The 14,550-nt window shown below is 63.1% G+C and carries 16 protein-coding genes and 1 pseudogene; 6 read left to right on the top strand and 11 right to left on the bottom strand.

The features are described from left to right. Window positions 1-8: 8 nt before the first annotated feature. The 11 genes from motA to fliE form a co-directional block, all read right to left on the bottom strand. The gene (motA, locus tag B7G52_RS18405) at window positions 9-872 is read right to left on the bottom strand and encodes a flagellar motor stator protein MotA (RefSeq protein WP_096698983.1); all 864 of its coding nucleotides are present in this window, start codon (window positions 870-872) and stop codon (window positions 9-11) included. Window positions 873-897: 25 nt separating this feature from the next. After that, window positions 898-1,548, bottom strand: a complete 651-nt coding sequence (gene flhC, locus B7G52_RS18400; protein ID WP_096698982.1) for a flagellar transcriptional regulator FlhC — start codon at window positions 1,546-1,548, stop codon at window positions 898-900. A 54-nt stretch (window positions 1,549-1,602) separates the two neighbouring features. After that, on the bottom strand, window positions 1,603-1,920 hold the full coding sequence (gene flhD, locus B7G52_RS18395; RefSeq protein ID WP_096698981.1) for a flagellar transcriptional regulator FlhD: 318 nt from the start codon (window positions 1,918-1,920) through the stop codon (window positions 1,603-1,605). Window positions 1,921-2,175: 255 nt separating this feature from the next. Further along, window positions 2,176-2,451, bottom strand: coding sequence for an EscU/YscU/HrcU family type III secretion system export apparatus switch protein (locus tag B7G52_RS18390; protein ID WP_096698980.1), 276 nt, complete (start codon window positions 2,449-2,451; stop codon window positions 2,176-2,178). Window positions 2,452-2,467: 16 nt separating this feature from the next. After that, the gene (locus tag B7G52_RS18385) at window positions 2,468-3,823 is read right to left on the bottom strand and encodes a flagellar hook-length control protein FliK (RefSeq protein WP_096698979.1); all 1,356 of its coding nucleotides are present in this window, start codon (window positions 3,821-3,823) and stop codon (window positions 2,468-2,470) included. Further along, window positions 3,820-4,161: a flagellar protein FliT gene (locus B7G52_RS18380; RefSeq protein WP_170954803.1), complete on the bottom strand. Its 342-nt coding sequence runs from the start codon at window positions 4,159-4,161 to the stop codon at window positions 3,820-3,822. Before B7G52_RS18380 ends, B7G52_RS18385 begins: the two co-directional genes overlap by 4 nt. Before the next feature lies 1 nt (window position 4,162). After that, window positions 4,163-4,639: a flagellar export chaperone FliS gene (fliS, locus tag B7G52_RS18375; protein ID WP_096698977.1), complete on the bottom strand. Its 477-nt coding sequence runs from the start codon at window positions 4,637-4,639 to the stop codon at window positions 4,163-4,165. Window positions 4,640-4,652: 13 nt separating this feature from the next. Beyond that, window positions 4,653-6,101 carry a flagellar filament capping protein FliD gene (gene fliD, locus B7G52_RS18370; RefSeq protein WP_096698976.1) on the bottom strand — a complete coding sequence of 483 codons (1,449 nt, stop codon included), beginning with the start codon at window positions 6,099-6,101 and terminating at the stop codon, window positions 4,653-4,655. Window positions 6,102-6,199: 98 nt separating this feature from the next. Next, a complete protein-coding gene (locus tag B7G52_RS18365; protein WP_096698975.1) occupies window positions 6,200-6,559 on the bottom strand; it encodes a flagellar protein FlaG in 360 nt (119 codons plus the stop codon). 137 nt (window positions 6,560-6,696) lie between these two features. After that, window positions 6,697-7,839, bottom strand: coding sequence for a FliC/FljB family flagellin (locus B7G52_RS18360; protein ID WP_096698974.1), 1,143 nt, complete (start codon window positions 7,837-7,839; stop codon window positions 6,697-6,699). Between the two features lie 167 nt (window positions 7,840-8,006). After that, entirely contained in the window at window positions 8,007-8,324 is a 318-nt protein-coding gene (gene fliE, locus B7G52_RS18355; RefSeq protein ID WP_096699004.1) for a flagellar hook-basal body complex protein FliE, read from the bottom strand. Between the two features lie 332 nt (window positions 8,325-8,656). On the opposite strand from fliE, the gene fliF reads away from it, so the two are divergent. The 6 genes and pseudogenes from fliF to B7G52_RS18325 form a co-directional block, all read left to right on the top strand. Beyond that, on the top strand, window positions 8,657-10,357 hold the full coding sequence (fliF, locus tag B7G52_RS18350) for a flagellar basal-body MS-ring/collar protein FliF (RefSeq protein ID WP_096698973.1): 1,701 nt from the start codon (window positions 8,657-8,659) through the stop codon (window positions 10,355-10,357). Continuing rightward, window positions 10,350-11,345, top strand: a complete 996-nt coding sequence (gene fliG / locus B7G52_RS18345) for a flagellar motor switch protein FliG (RefSeq protein ID WP_096698972.1) — start codon at window positions 10,350-10,352, stop codon at window positions 11,343-11,345. The genes fliF and fliG overlap by 8 nt, the downstream gene beginning before the upstream one ends. Next, window positions 11,338-12,111, top strand: a complete 774-nt coding sequence (gene fliH / locus B7G52_RS18340) for a flagellar assembly protein FliH (protein ID WP_096698971.1) — start codon at window positions 11,338-11,340, stop codon at window positions 12,109-12,111. Before fliG ends, fliH begins: the two co-directional genes overlap by 8 nt. After that, window positions 12,104-13,519 (top strand): flagellar protein export ATPase FliI, encoded by a 1,416-nt coding sequence (fliI, locus tag B7G52_RS18335; RefSeq protein ID WP_096698970.1) that lies wholly within the window; start codon window positions 12,104-12,106, stop codon window positions 13,517-13,519. The genes fliH and fliI overlap by 8 nt, the downstream gene beginning before the upstream one ends. A 50-nt stretch (window positions 13,520-13,569) precedes the next feature. Next, on the top strand, window positions 13,570-14,025 hold the full coding sequence (gene fliJ / locus B7G52_RS18330; protein WP_096698969.1) for a flagellar export protein FliJ: 456 nt from the start codon (window positions 13,570-13,572) through the stop codon (window positions 14,023-14,025). Window positions 14,026-14,042: 17 nt separating this feature from the next. Continuing rightward, window positions 14,043-14,550: pseudogene (locus tag B7G52_RS18325) on the top strand (hypothetical protein); the annotation flags it as partial.

The following is a 14,550-nucleotide window of genomic DNA, read 5'->3' as shown; positions in this document are numbered from 1 at the left end:
CGCCCGCCTTAGCGGCTCTTGACGTCACGGACGTGCTCGTCAAGCTCGGTAAACGACGGGCGTTCGGTCGAACACAGAATCTTCCGGCCAAATTCCACGGCCAGCTGCGGCGCATAGCCGTTCAGGCTGGCCATCAGTGTGACCTTGATGCATTGGTAGACCTTCAGGGACTCGACCACCTTGTGCTCGATCAGTGTGGCCAGCGGTGACACGAAGCCATAGGCCATCAGGATGCCGAGGAAGGTGCCGACCATCGCATGCGCAATCAACTGCCCCATCTCCGCAGGTGGCAGGTCGGCAGATGCCAGCGCATGCACCACGCCGAGAACCGCAGCCACAATGCCCAGCGCCGGAAGCGCGTCGCCGACCCGCATCAGGCTGTGCGCGGGAACCTCGGCCTCGTGCTTGTAGGTCTCGAGCTCGTGCTCCATCAACTCCCCGATCTCGTGCGCATCGGTGTTGCCGCTCACGATCAGGCGCAGGTAGTCGGTCATGAACTCCAGCACCCGCTCGTCTTTCAGGATGACCTGGTAGGGGGCGAAAATGGGGCTGTTCTGGGGGTCGTCAATGTCCGACTCCAGCGCCATCATTCCTTCCTTGCGGCCTTTGGACAGCAACACATACAACAGTGCCAGCAGCTCCATGTAAAGCGCCTTGTCGTGCTTCTTGGAGTTGCCCAGCAGCTTGGGAAGCTGCTTCATCGTGGCGCGTATGGTCTTGCCGTCGTTGCCCGCGATGAATGCTCCCACGGCGGCCCCGCCGATAATCAGCACCTCCAGGGGCTGAAACAGCACGCCGAAATGCCCGCCCATCAGCGCATACCCGCCGAACACGGACCCCAGCACAACCATATAGCCAACAATTACCAGCACAGTGTTCTCCCGCTAATCATTCAAATCAGGCGGCAGGCAGGCCAGCCGTCTGTGACCCGCGCGCCCCGTTCATCACGTCCGCCAGCCATTGCGAGGAGGACGCCGCGCGCTGGTTGCCGGTAACGGCGACCGGCAGGTCGGCATGGTCGTGCTGGAGGCTGATCTTGCGTGTCTTGCCTGCGCGCGAGGGCGGGCGACACAACACGCAGACGTAACCGGACTGGGAGTCGTGGGCATGGGCGACAAAAAGGCCTGTGCAGCGGGTGCAGGTGCTCAGTTGCAGCATGTCACTGTCAAAGAAGCGCACCAGTGTCCAGGCCCTGGTGAAGTCAAGAACCGGCTCGCCGCCCTGCTGCTGCACCTGCTCGAGATAGAGCCGGTAGCTTTTGATGATGGCCTGGATCCGGGTGCACCCCCCATGCGTGACCATGAAGCGGTAGATGTTGTAAAACATCGACGAGTGGATATTCGACAGCCAGGTCATGAACCAGTCGGTGGAGAAAGGCAGCAAGCCTTTGGGGGGCGAAGCGCCCTTGATCTCCTTGTACAGCTTGATCAGGCGGTCCCGGCTCAGGCTGGTTTCAGCTTCCAGGAATTGCAGGCGGGCACCCAGCTTGATCAGGTCAATGGCCAGGTGGATTTCACGTGCTTCAAGGATGACGCTTTTAGTGGCCATGAGGACGGCCCCCGGAAATAGGCAGCGCGGTGGCCATGCGAACTGGACGGCACATCACTGGACCGCCTCGACCCGCTGCCCGGACAGCAAAATGGCGGTGTGCGCCTGCTGCAGAGCCAGATTTTTGCCGTCCAGCGTCAGCGCCGACAAAATGGGTTGGTCGTCAAACCTGAAGCGGCACAGCAGCAGGCTGGAGCCAGCCAGCTTCACAATCTGCGAAAGCGACAGGTTGCCGAGCAGGTCGGCCAGTTCCCGGCTCATGCCCAGCCGGAACATGGCAGATGCAACGTCTTCCCTGACCAGCCGCTGGGCCAGCAGCAGGTAGGCCAAATTCAAGTCACCAATCTCGTTAACAGTACCAGTTTCAACCACGTCTGAGCTCCTCTTGTATCTCGTTATGTTCTTTGCGGAAGGGTCAACCAAAAGCAATACTTTTGTCGTATTAAAGCCTTAACACAGATTAATCATCATTTATGTCAGTAAAAATCTGATTTGCAATTTTTAACACATGAACATTAAAACTTACACATACCAACCAAATTTATCATTTCAGTATCATTTTTACGTCAATTGTCAGATAAATGCGCTGATAAAAACTGATAAATCAAAACTTTTGCTTATTTAGACCTACTTCTGCTTCCTCTCGAGTTGGTGTACCCAGGCCAGCATTTGCGCGACGGCCAGGTACAGCTTGGGCGGGATCTGGGAATCGAGGTCCACATGCATCAGCAGTTTCACCAGATCAGGCGAGGTGTGGACATACAGGCCGCTTTCCTGCGCGCGCTGGACGATGGCCTCGGCCGCCGCGCCGTAGCCCTTGGCGACGACCCTGGGTGCAGCATTTCCGACCGCAGCAGAGAGCGCAATCGCGCTTGGCCTGGCGGGCAGCTGGCTTTCGGCCATGGGTCCCTGGGGGGGGTTAAGCAGCGGCATCGCCTTGCCCCGGTGTATTCGATGCTGCGGTGTCTTCCGCCATGGCGCCGATCTGGAACTCGGTCAACTGCAGCCCCAGCGCATCGAAGCGCTGTGGCAACACATCGCGGCCCGCGTCGAGCAGCGCAACGGTGGCCTTTTCCGATGCCACCAGATGCAGCCGCAGCGCGGTGTCGGCAAGGCTCAAGCGGAGGTCCACGGCACCCAGCTTGGGCAATTGCATGGTGATCCGGGTGGTCCAGGTGGACGCTGCCGGGATATCGCCATCGTCACCGCGGCCATCCTCCTGTTCCTGCGGCTCACCGCGCTCCTCGCGTATTTCCCAGTCCATGGGCATGCCTGGCCAGCCTTCGCCGCTCCAGCGAAAGACCGGCAGCGCCAGCATCTCGAGCTGCTGGCGCACCAGGGCAACCGCCTCCGGATGAATGGCTGCGACCGGTTCGCCACGCTCTGGAACGGGTACAGAACCTGTGCCGGGGCCCGCGTCGGTGAATTCCTGTCCGCCAGCGCCATGAAGGGTGGTCAACCCGCCTGCTGGCATCCCCACACGGCTGTAGGCTGCGGCGAGTTCGGCTGTTTCCGGGTGAACAGTCCTGACCGATGGCGGCGGCCCGCGGTCCGGAGCAGCACCGGCTTCAGCGCTGCTGTCTGCTGAATCAGGGGCAGCATCCTGCTGCGCTGCCACAAACGCTTGCGTACCGACGCCAGGCACTGCAGAAACGGCACCCGCGAGCGCCCCCCCGGCAGATGCCGGGACAGCGGGCGCCGAAAGGCCTCCGGCGCCGCTGGCAGCGATATCCGGCGCTGCAAGGGCCGTAGCCGGAACGGTCATCACGCGCCTGGCGGCAGACGACAGCCCGGCTTGCGGCTCCTGCACCATCTGGGCCAGCGTGCGCGTACCGGCGGCATACTGCTGCAAGTGGGACTCGTAAAACAGGCCCGAGCCGGCGACCGTCCGGGCCAGCGTCGCCGCCAAGGCAGGAACCGCCAGCGTGGGAACCTGCGGCGAGAGGGGTACCACTCCACGAACGGCAGGCACGGCATCCGCCGGCAGCTTCAGGATGGTGCTGACCACACGGGCGGCAGCACTCAAGGTAACGGCACCGCCCGCCCGGCCCGAGGCGCCGCCCTGCCCGCTGTCACCCCTGTCGAAAAGCACCCCGGCCAACTGACGCTGCAGGGCTTCGCGCGATGGCAGGCGGACGTCATTGCTGATTTTTTCAACATTGGTCACGGGCCCAGGACCGGCAATTTCAACCTGCGCCTTCAGCGGTACCAGATCCACGCGCTGTCCCAGCCGCGTGGCCAAAAGGGTATCGACCAAAGGCGTCACACCGCTCATGAAAGGGCACCGCCCTGACCGTAGGTCCGCTGAAGGCTCTGCTGCTGCTCCAGGCTCTGCATCAAGGTCACCAGCTTGGTAAGCTGGGGCATGACCATGCCGAAGATTTCGGTGGAATTGGCAGTGATCCGGCTAAGCAACTGGTACTTGCGCGCCGCCTGCACCTCATCCAGCGTCTCCAGGGGCTCGATCACCTTCAGGCGATCCACCATGCCGCTGTATTGCGCTTCCAGCGCCGGCAGCGCACCCCACTGCTTGGTTCGCGCGAGCAACAGCATTCGCTCGGTCAGCGGTGCAATCTGCTCGTAACAGTGCATGACTTCACTTTGGGACCCCATGTCACGCTCCTGCAGAAAAACGGCTCCCCCCGGGCGCATCGGAAGCCGCCGGCAACGGTCGCGACTGCTGAGGATCAATTTCGCGCCACGCGGAACTGATGTTGTCCAGCAAGCGGTCCGCCTCGTCCAGCAGCGCAGGGTCGTTGCGCAGGTTGGCATAAAGAAGGCGCTGGGTGACATAGTCGTAAAACGCCGACAGGTCTGCCACCAACTCGGCGCCGGCCATGCCGCCGGCCTCCGGGTCCAGACTCGCCTTCAAGCCGCTTTCGACAATGTTGATGGCCTTCGAAATGGCTTGGCCCTTGGCGCCGATTTCGTTGTTGGTCATGTGGTGACGCGCCATGGCAATGGCCGTTTTGGCACCATCGAACAGCATGGTGATCAGCTGGTGGGGCGAGGCACTCATGGCCCCGCTTTCGGTGCCGACCTTGGCGTAGGCGCTTGCGCCGGAATTGTAGGAGTGGGAGGGGGTGTACATAAAACCTTCAGGCCTATTTGTTTGAACTCATGTTGGCGAACTGCTGCGTCAGGTAACTGGTGGTGGAAGTCATGCGGCTCATCAGCCCGTCAAGCTGCGTAAACTGAGCCTTGTAGCGCGCCATGGTGGCGTCGATCCGGCCCGAAGTCGCCGAGTATTGCTTGTCGAGAGAAGCCAGGGTCGTATTGAGGCCTTTGGTGGCTGCGGTCAACACCCCGTTGGTACCCGTCATGTCGGTAATCAGTGACGATATCCGGGAACCAAAACCACCGGTTCCGCCGGAAAACAGATTCGCCACGCCGCTCAACTGGCTGCCCAGCGCGGCGGTCAGCTTGGTCGAATCAATCGCCAGCGCGCCATCTTTCTGAAACGATACGCCGATCTGCGACAGCATCGACAGGCCGCTGCCATCGGCAGCCTGCGCCGTGGTCAGCGCCGAACGGATGCCCACCTGGATGTTGCGCAGGGTAAAGTCTCCCATCAGAACCGCGCCTGCCTTGCTGGTGGCGTCAAAAGCGGTCAACTTCGCGGCGACGCTCTGCAAGCTGTTAAAGGCGCTCACAAACGTGGAGATGGCGCTTTGCACGCTGGCGCTATCGTTTTGCACAGCCAAGGTGCTGCTCCCGAGCTTGAGCACGGTCATAGTGACGTCCTGGACCGCCCCCGCCACGCTGTTGGTGGCGCTGGTGATGGCGATCCCGTTCACGGTCAATTTGGTGTTTTGCGCGGCTGCGGTTTGCTGCAGGTTCTGCGTTGCAGCCGGGTCATTCGCCAGCAAGCCCGACAGAGCCGCATCGCCCGCAACCGCAATGCGCATGCTCGATGTTTCGCCGGTTTGCCTGGATGCCAATACCAGCCGGTTCGGCGTGGCGCCGCCGTCATTGACGATCGAGGCCGTCACGCCCATGGTGGCGCTGCCATTGATCGCGTCGCGAATGCCTGCCAGCGTGTTGTTGCTGGAATCAATGGTGATTGAGGTCGCCGTGCGTGCGGCATCCGCAGTGAAAGTCGCGCCGGTATATTTGCCGGTCGCGGGGTCCAGCGTGCCGCCGGAAATGGTGCCGAAGTCAAGCGTCACCGTGGTCGCCGCGCCCCCGCCAATCGTGGCGGTGGTGCTCGTCACGCCAGCGGCCGCCAGCGACTGCGCTTGGGACAACTGCGTCACATTCACCGCATAGCTGCCGCTCGATGCGGTTGACAGGGCCGTGGCCGTCAGCACATCGACGGCACTCGATCCGACCTTCATACCCTGAAACAAAGTGGGCTTGGCCAGTGCCGCCGACGCGGTTTGCAGCGCACTCAGCGCACTGCTGAGCTGGCCGTAAGCCGACAGCCTGGAGGTATAACTCCGTTGCTGCTGCTGAATTACCACCAGCGGTGCTTGCTCGGCGGATTTAATGTTTGCCAGCAAGGAATTCAAGTCCAGATTCGAGCCGACGCCGAGAGAAGAAATTGCAGCCATATCAGTTCCTTTTTCATTAACGTAAGCACTCGACACCAGCAGACCCCGTCCCCGCAGGCCGGGTTAGCGCAGCGTAAGCCGACGCATCCCCCGCGCCCTCACGCGGCCCTGGAAAACAACAGCCCCGTCAGGTTGCTCATGATCCTGGCAATACGCACCATCTCGTCGGAAGGCATCTGGCGAATCAACTCGCCGCTTTCCACGTCCACCACCCGAGTGACCAGCGTGTTGGCCGCCTTGTCAAACTCAAAGCGGACCCCGATGGACGCCATTTTCAGACTGCGATTGATCTCGTCAAGCGCTTCATTTTTTTTGCTGGACGTGAGCCCGGCGGTTTTTTCAAGGCCGTCAAGCGCCTCCGCTTCACGCACGGGAGCGGTAATTTTCTGGGTCTGCGGTGCGGACAACACAGATTCGCGCTGAGTGCTGGCCGGCAAGGCATTTACGGGAATCGCCATGGCTTCATCTCCTGAGAAATCGCTAGGGACTCCCGCCTGAAATTTTTCAAGCGGGAGTGCTTAACGCAGGCGGGCAAAAGGCCTGAGTGCATGTCAAACGAAAAGCGCGCACCCGAAGATGCACGCTTTTTAGCTGGTTAACGCAGCAGGGACAACACGCCCTGGGTCGTCTGGTTGGCCTGGGCCAGCACCGAGGTACCGGCTTGCTGCAGAATCTGCGCGCGGCTCATGTTGGACACCTCGACAGCGTAGTCCGCATCTTCGATGCGTGAGCGTGAAGAAGACAGGTTGTTGATGGTGGTGCCGAGGTTGGAGATCACCGAGTCAAAGCGGTTTTGCACCGCACCCAGTGAGCCGCGCAGGCTGTCGACTTTGGAAAGTGCCGCGTCTACGGTTGCCAGTTGTGCTGTCGATTTCGCGAAGCCGGCACCAGTAAAATCCACGGCAGCCGCAACGGCGGTGTCAGGAGCACCGGTGGTATACGTGACATTGGCAGGAGCCAGAGCGACATACAGCTTGTCACCGGCAACAACGCCTGCGCGGGTAGTCCCGGCCGCTGCCGTCACCTCGGCGAAATAATTACCTTTGCTGTCCATAGTGACAACTGCGGTTGGAGCAACAGTACCCAGATCAGCGACTCCCGTACTGCCTGCCGTGATGGTTATAGCTGTAGCGGGAGTGCCAGAAACTGTTCTGCCGAGGAATGCAGCAACCGTTGTTGCCGAACTGGCTGCGCCCGCTGCATCAGGACCGGACACGCTGAACGTCCGCATGTTTATCGTACCGCTATCGATCTGCTTAAGATTGATTCCGATGGTTTCGCTGTCGTTGGCGCCCACCTGAATGGACAGGGTGGCGTCCTTGGACAGCACCTTGACACCATTGAAGTCGGTCTGCTTGGAAGTGCGGTCGATCTCAGCCAGACGCTGGGTGATCTCAGCCTGGATGGATGCCTTGTCGTTTACAGAGTTGCTGCCGTTGGCAGCCTGCACGGACAGTTCACGGACGCGCTGCAGGTTGTTGTTGATTTCGTTCAACGCGCCTTCGGTCGTTTGCGCGATCGAGATGCCGTCGTTGGCATTGCGCTGCGCCTGGGTCAGACCCCTGATGTTGGCGGTGAAGCGGTTGGCGATGGCCTGGCCGGCGGCATCATCCTTGGCGCTGTTGATGCGCATGCCGGACGACAGGCGTTCGATCGCGCTGTTCAGCGCGCCTTGCGACTTGTTGAGGTTGTTCTGCGTGAGCAGGGAAAGCGAATTGGTGTTGATGACTTGGCCCATGAGGAACTCCTGAATTTCAAAGTTGGTGTACTCCGGCGTCTTGCCGTCACGCTGGCCTTGCCTGCCGAGACAGTCTGCAAGCCACCGCTATTCAAGTTAACGGCCAGTCCTGGAAAAACCTTTAGCGCCCATGCAAAAAAATCAATGCCTCGCCGGGCCGCCCCCTGTCAGGCCGGCATATTCATGATCTCTTTGTAGGAATCAACCACCCGGTTGCGCACCTGCAGGCCCATCTGGAAGCCGATGCCGGCCTTTTGCATATCCACCATCACGTCGTTCAGCGCCACCCCGGGCTTGCCCAGTTCGAAGTCCTCGGCCTGCCTGGAGGCGGCTTGCTGGGCGTCACTGATGCGGTCCAGCGACTTCTTGAGCTCTCCGGCAAAACCGCCGCCGGCCACCTCGCTGCTCACCGCCGACGGATGACCTGAGGTCTGGGCAAGAACCCGCATTTGCTGCAGGACGGACTCAATAGAAAATATAGCCATGGTGTTTTCCTGGCGCCTGTGCGCCCATTGCTTGATGAACGGCTTGAAGCGTACCAGCGGGCCAGGCGGCGCATCCCGCCAAAAGACGGCAAAACCCCCGGCTATTCGGCTGATCGGGAAAAACAGCGCGCTCTGACAATCATTCACGAACACCGGCGGCCCCCAGCACCGGCCAGACGGCCCTTCTCCTTATGTCTTAGTAATCAACCACTGTCGTATGTCACCTGTTGTTTCTGCCCTGTCGCCGATCTGCAGCCTCCGCAGGCACCCGGACTGCCGGACATCCACTGGCGCGGGCCATGCCCGAGCCGCGGCGGTAGGCGGGTGAACGCATGAGTTCTGCTGCCATGGGCACTGAAGCAGCCCTGCCCAAAGCCCTGCCGTGGCTGGAGCAGCTGCGGGCCAATCCCCGCCTGCCGCTGATGATTGGCGCGTCTGCCGCGGTGGCGGCGGTCGCAGCCCTGTGGCTGTGGAGCCGCGCCCCGGACTACGGCGTGCTGTACAGCAATCTGTCGGACCGCGACGGTGGCGCCATCATCGCGTCGCTGCAGCAGATGAACATTCCCTACAAGTTCGCCGAAGGCGGCGGAGCATTGCTGGTCGCGGCCAACAAGGTTCCCGAAGCCCGCCTGCGGCTGGCCTCCCAGGGCTTGCCCAAAGGCGGCACGGTGGGGTTCGAGCTGATGGACAGCCAGAAGTTCGGCACCAGCCAGTTCGCCGAGCAGGTCAATTACCAGCGCGCCCTCGAAGGCGAACTCGCGCGGTCGATCAATTCGATTTCCGCAGTGGAGTCGGCACGCGTGCACCTGGCGCTGCCCAAACCATCGCTGTTCGTGCGCGACCAGAAAAAACCGAGTGCTTCCGTGGTCCTGACCCTGCATCGCGGACGGACCATCGACGAGGGCCAGATCAGTGCCATTGTTCATCTGATCTCCAGCAGCGTGCCCGAACTGTCGGCCAAAAGCATCACCGTGGTGGACCAGGCGGGCAACCTGCTGTCGGCGGCGAACGCCGGCACACGCGGCCTCGACGTCAGCCAGCTCAAATATGCACAGGAGATCGAACAGGGCTACATCCGCCGTATCGAAGCCATCCTGCAGCCCATCGTCGGCAGCGGCAATGTCCACGCGCAGGTGGCGGCGGACATCGATTTCTCCATCGTTGAGAACACCGATGAGAAGTACCGCCCCAACCAGGAACCCGGCAGCGCTGCGGTCCGGAGCCAGCAGTCCAGCGAATCCGGCCAGCAAGGCGGCAATCCGGCGGGCGGGGTCCCGGGCGCCCTGAGCAACCAGCCGCCGTCCGACCCGGTCGCCCCCATCACCGATCCGGCACTGGCGGGCAAGCCCGGTGCCCCGGCGGCGGGGCAACTCAAGATGAGCACGGAGCTGAGCGCGGGCGGCACGCTTGCGCGCAGTACCGGCGCAAGCAGCAATACACGCAAGGACGTGACCACCAACTATGAGGTGGACCGCTCGATCCGTCATGTGCAGCAAGGGGCGGGCGGCATCAAGCGCCTGTCGGTGGCCGTGGTGGTCAACTACCGCGGCGCCACCGGCGCCCAGGGCAAGCGCGCCGCGCAGGCGCTGACAGCCGCCGAGCTGGAACAGATCAAGAACCTGGCCAGGCAGGCCATGGGTTTCAGTGCCGAACGCGGCGACTCGCTCAATGTGGTCAACAGCCCGTTTGCCTCGGATGCCAGCGACGCGCCTGAACTGCCCATCTGGCGCCAGCCCGACAACATCGAAATGGCCAAGGCCGGCGGCAAATACCTGTTGCTGGGAATACTGGCCCTGTACATCTGGTTTGCCGTGCTGCGGCCGCTGCTGCGCAAGCATTTGCATCCGGTGCCGGCCCAGGCAGCAGCGCCGGGCCAGGAAGAGACGCCCTCCGCAGACGCCGTTGCGCAGTCACAGGAACGGCAGGCCGAGCGTCATCTGGAGAACATCCGGTATGCGCAGGAAACAGCCGCCAAGGAGCCACGGGCTGTTGCCATGCTGATCAAACACTGGATGGGCGAGAAAAATGTTTGACGAAGGAACACGTAAAAGCGCCATCCTGTTGATGACGCTCGGCGAAGAAGCTGCCGGCAAGGTGCTGCAGCAGATGTCCCCCAACGAAGTTCAGGCGCTCGGCGAGGCCATGGCCACCCTGGCGCATGTCAAGCGCACCGAGGTCAATGACGTCCTGGAAGAGTTCCGCCTCGAGACCGAACAGTATTCGGCCCTCCACCTGGATTCGGGCAGCTATCTGCGGGCCGTGCTGAACAAGGCCATGGGCAATGACCGTGCCGCAGATCTGCTGGAGGGCATCCTGCAGTCGACTGAATCGGCCAGCGGCATCGAGCGGCTGAACCAGCTGGAGGCCACCGAAGTGGTCGAGCTGATTCGCGACGAGCACCCGCAGATCATCGCCACGCTGCTGGTCCACATGGACCGCAACAAGGCCGCGGACGTGCTGGAGCAACTCCCCGAGCGTGCACGCCACGATGCCGTTTTGCGCGTGGCCACCTTCGGCGGCGTGCAGCCTGCAGCGCTCAAGGAACTGACCGAGGTGCTGACCGACATGCTGGGCGGCGAAGGCGGCAAGCGCAGCCGTCTCGGCGGCATCCGCGCCGCCGCCGAAATTGTCAACATGATGAGCAGCGCACAGGAAGAAAGCGTGATCAAGCATGTTCGCGAGCATGACGAAGCGCTGGCGCAGAAAATGATCGACGAAATGTTCCTCTTCGAGAACCTGCTGGAACTCGAAGACCGCAGCGTCCAGCTCCTGCTCAAGGAAGTGGAGTCGGAGTCGCTGATCATTGCGCTCAAGGGCGCGCCACAGGAACTGCGCGACAAGTTCCTCAAGAACATGTCACAACGCGCTGCCGAAATGCTGCGCGAGGACATCGAGATGCGCGGTCCGGTGCGGGTGTCGCAGGTCGAAGCCGAGCAAAAAGGCATTCTGCTGATCGTGCGCCGCCTGGCCGATGCCGGGGAAATCGTGCTCGGCGGGCAGGGAAACGACTCTTATGTATGACAAGGCCCCGCTCGCGCAGCGTTCCGGTGCCGACCGGTTTGCCTCCGGCTTCGCCGCGCCTGCCGTGCGTCGGCCCGGCGCAGCGAAGGAGCAGATGACCGCCTGGGAACGCTGGGAGATGACCTCCCTCGCGCAGGATATGGCGCCCCTTCCCGCTGAACCCGGGCCGACTCCGGTGGTCGAGCCGCTCAAGCCGGAGCTGCTGATCGATGAAAACGAACTGGCCCGCCTGCGGCTTCAGGCGCGCCGGGCCGGCGAAGAGGAAGGGCGTCAAGAGGGTTATACGCAGGGGCAGGCCGAGGGCCATGCCGCCGCGATGGCGGCCGTCCATGAACAGGCCGACCACCTGCGGGCACTGACCCAGGCCCTTCCCGCCGCCTTGCGCCTTGCCGAGCACGAGGTCGCCGGCCAGTTGCTGGCGCTGGCAATGGACATTGCGCGCCAGGTGCTGGGCCAGGCGCTGGCACTGGATCCGCAGGCCATTTTGCCGACGGTCCGTGAGTTGCTGCAGGCGGAACCCGCCCTGACCGGTTCACCCCAGTTGGTCCTGCATCCGGATGACGCGGTACTGGTGCGGGAACACCTCGCGGATGACCTGCAAACTGCGGGATGGCGAATCCGCGCCGACGCGGATACCCAGCGCGGCGGTTGCCGGGTCCTGGCGGCCAGCGGTGAACGGGACGCCACACTGCAAAGCCGCTGGGACCGCGTCGTCGCGGCCCTGCCCCCCCACACCGCCGCCACCGCGCCGCTGGTCCATGGTTGACACCTCCGACGCTGCCACCCAGTCACCGCTGGAGGCCTGGCAAACCCTGCTGGAAGACGCCCGCTCTTCCGTGGCACTCAGTGTTCCGGTGCGCACCTATGGCCGGCTGACACGCGCCGTGGGGCTGGTCCTCGAAGCGGTCGGGCTGCGACTGCCGGTCGGCAGCGACTGCCTGATTGAATTGCCTCCCGGCTACCCCCAGAAAAACGCCGAGGCTGAAGTCGTCGGTTTCGCCGGGGACCGCATTTTCCTGATGCCCCAAAGCGAGGTGGACGGCCTGCTGCCCGGGGCCCGGGTCTACGCGCTGGAGTCGCCAGTGGGCCACGCCAGTGGCACCGGGCCGCGAACCAAACGCCTGCCGGTGGGCGACGGCATGCTGGGCCGCGTGGTCGATGCGGCCGGACGACCCCTCGACGGGCTGGGCCCGCTCGATTTCTCCAAGGAAGTGCCGTTGGCGGCCGCCCCCATCAACCCGCTGACCCGCGCGCCGATTGACAGCGTGCTCGATGTCGGCGTGCGCGCCATCAATGGCCTGCTGACCGTCGGACGCGGCCAGCGCATGGGCCTGTTCGCCGGCTCCGGCGTCGGCAAGAGTGTGCTGCTGGGCATGATGGCGCGCTACACCAGTGCCGACGTGATTGTGGTTGGCCTGATTGGCGAACGCGGCCGCGAGGTCAAGGACTTCATTGAAAACACGCTGGGCAAGGAGGGCATGGCCCGCGCCGTGCTGGTGGCGGCGCCGGCCGATACCTCACCCCTGTTCCGCCTGCAGGGCGCCGCCTACGCCACCTGCCTGGCTGAATATTTTCGCGACCAGGGGAAAAATGTCCTGCTGATCATGGACTCGCTGACGCGCTACGCGATGGCCCAGCGGGAGATCGCGCTGGCCGTCGGCGAACCGCCGGCCACCAAAGGCTACCCGCCTTCGGTGTTTGCCAAGCTGCCGGCCCTGGTGGAGCGCGCGGGCAATGGCGCTCGCGATGCCGAAGGCCGCGGCGGCTCCATCACCGCGTTCTACACGGTGCTGACCGAAGGCGACGACCAGCAGGATCCGATTGCCGATTCGGCGCGCGCCATTCTGGACGGCCACGTGGTGCTGTCGCGCAGCCTCGCCGAATCCGGCCACTACCCGGCGATCGACATCGAAGCGTCCATCAGCCGCGCCATGACGGCGCTGATCGACCCCGCGCAATTCCAGGTCGTTCGCAGTTTCAAGCAGGCCCTGTCGCGGTACCAACGCAACCGCGACCTCATCAGCGTGGGGGCTTATGCCCCCGGCCATGACGCCCAGCTGGACCAGGCCATTGCCCTCTACCCAAAAATTGAGGCTTTTTTGCAGCAAACGATGGAAGAACGCGTCGACTACGCGGCCGCCACCGCGCAACTGAACAGCCTGTTCCCGGCCTGAGCCCGCTTACGCATTCACCGCAGCCCCTTGAACCACCAGGAGAAAACGCCGTGCCCAACAAGCTCCCTCTCGCGACACTGATCGAACTGGCGCAAAACAAGACCGACGAGGCGACTCGCCGGCTGGGCCAGCTGCAGAACGCCCACACCAGCGCTGCCGGAAAACTGGAAATGTTGCTGCAGTACCGGCAGGAGTACCTGGACCAGTTGCAACACCAGATGCAGGCCGGCCTGTCATCGTCCCATGTGCGCAATTTCCAGGATTTCATCGGCACCCTGGACGGCGCCATCGAGCAACAGCGTGCCCTGACCGTCCAGGCCGACACGCGGCTGGCGCACGGACGCGGCGACTGGCAGAACAACAAGCGCCGCCTCAACTCCTTCGACACCCTGGCCAACCGGGTTCGCCAGCAGGAAATGCTCACCCTCGGCAAAAGGGAGCAACGCGACAGTGACGAACGCAGCGCTCGGCAGTTCTACCTGCGCGCGGGCACCGTGGCCGATTGAACCCACCCGAGAAAACCATGTCTTTTATTCTTCCATCCGTCAGCGCGCCCCATCCACCCGACAGCCAGCCGTCCCAGGCGGCGGCACGCAGCGATGAGCCGGACCCGAACGGCTCCGAAAGTTTCGGCGCCGTGCTTTCCCGCACTCTGGCGCCCGCCGGCGAGGCGGCCGGCAAGGCCGAGGGCAAGGCCACCGCTGTCGCACCGGCCCGGCGTCCACCGGAGGGCCGCAAGGCCGATCCCGAGGAGCTGGTCAATGCGATGGCGCTGCCCCTGATCCCGCTGGAAAACCTGCTACCCAAGGCGTTGGCCGCCGACGTTGCTGCCGCGGCGCCAAGCGCTGGCACCGGCCCGGGCGCTGCCAATCCTGCGCTCACCGGTCTGTTTGCGGGAAAAACCCTCGCGGCAGACATGGCGAGGGCAGGCGAACCGATCACCGTGCCTGCACCGGTCGCATCCGCTGAAGAGGCAGCGCCGCAACTGGGACTGGCAACCGGGCTGACACCCGAGTTGGCAGCGGCCAGCC

Origin of the sequence: Polaromonas sp. AER18D-145, assembly GCF_002379095.1 — a bacterium.
Taxonomy (GTDB): domain Bacteria; phylum Pseudomonadota; class Gammaproteobacteria; order Burkholderiales; family Burkholderiaceae_C; genus Polaromonas.
Note: the sequence above shows the minus strand (reverse complement) of the source record. Positions and strands in the feature narration are given on the sequence as shown.

Coding starts and splice junctions, on each gene's coding strand:
- fliE (WP_096699004.1), bottom strand. CDS start 8,324: ATGGCTATATTTTCTATTGAGTCCGTCCTGCAGCAAATGCGGGTTCTT.
- fliI (WP_096698970.1), top strand. CDS start 12,104: ATGGTTGACACCTCCGACGCTGCCACCCAGTCACCGCTGGAGGCCTGG.
- fliG (WP_096698972.1), top strand. CDS start 10,350: ATGTTTGACGAAGGAACACGTAAAAGCGCCATCCTGTTGATGACGCTC.
- fliD (WP_096698976.1), bottom strand. CDS start 6,101: ATGGCTGCAATTTCTTCTCTCGGCGTCGGCTCGAATCTGGACTTGAAT.
- fliS (WP_096698977.1), bottom strand. CDS start 4,639: ATGTACACCCCCTCCCACTCCTACAATTCCGGCGCAAGCGCCTACGCC.
- B7G52_RS18365 (WP_096698975.1), bottom strand. CDS start 6,559: ATGGCGATTCCCGTAAATGCCTTGCCGGCCAGCACTCAGCGCGAATCT.
- fliH (WP_096698971.1), top strand. CDS start 11,338: ATGTATGACAAGGCCCCGCTCGCGCAGCGTTCCGGTGCCGACCGGTTT.
- flhC (WP_096698982.1), bottom strand. CDS start 1,548: ATGGCCACTAAAAGCGTCATCCTTGAAGCACGTGAAATCCACCTGGCC.
- B7G52_RS18380 (WP_170954803.1), bottom strand. CDS start 4,161: ATGGGGTCCCAAAGTGAAGTCATGCACTGTTACGAGCAGATTGCACCG.
- B7G52_RS18385 (WP_096698979.1), bottom strand. CDS start 3,823: ATGAGCGGTGTGACGCCTTTGGTCGATACCCTTTTGGCCACGCGGCTG.
- B7G52_RS18390 (WP_096698980.1), bottom strand. CDS start 2,451: ATGGCCGAAAGCCAGCTGCCCGCCAGGCCAAGCGCGATTGCGCTCTCT.
- fliF (WP_096698973.1), top strand. CDS start 8,657: ATGAGTTCTGCTGCCATGGGCACTGAAGCAGCCCTGCCCAAAGCCCTG.
- B7G52_RS18360 (WP_096698974.1), bottom strand. CDS start 7,839: ATGGGCCAAGTCATCAACACCAATTCGCTTTCCCTGCTCACGCAGAAC.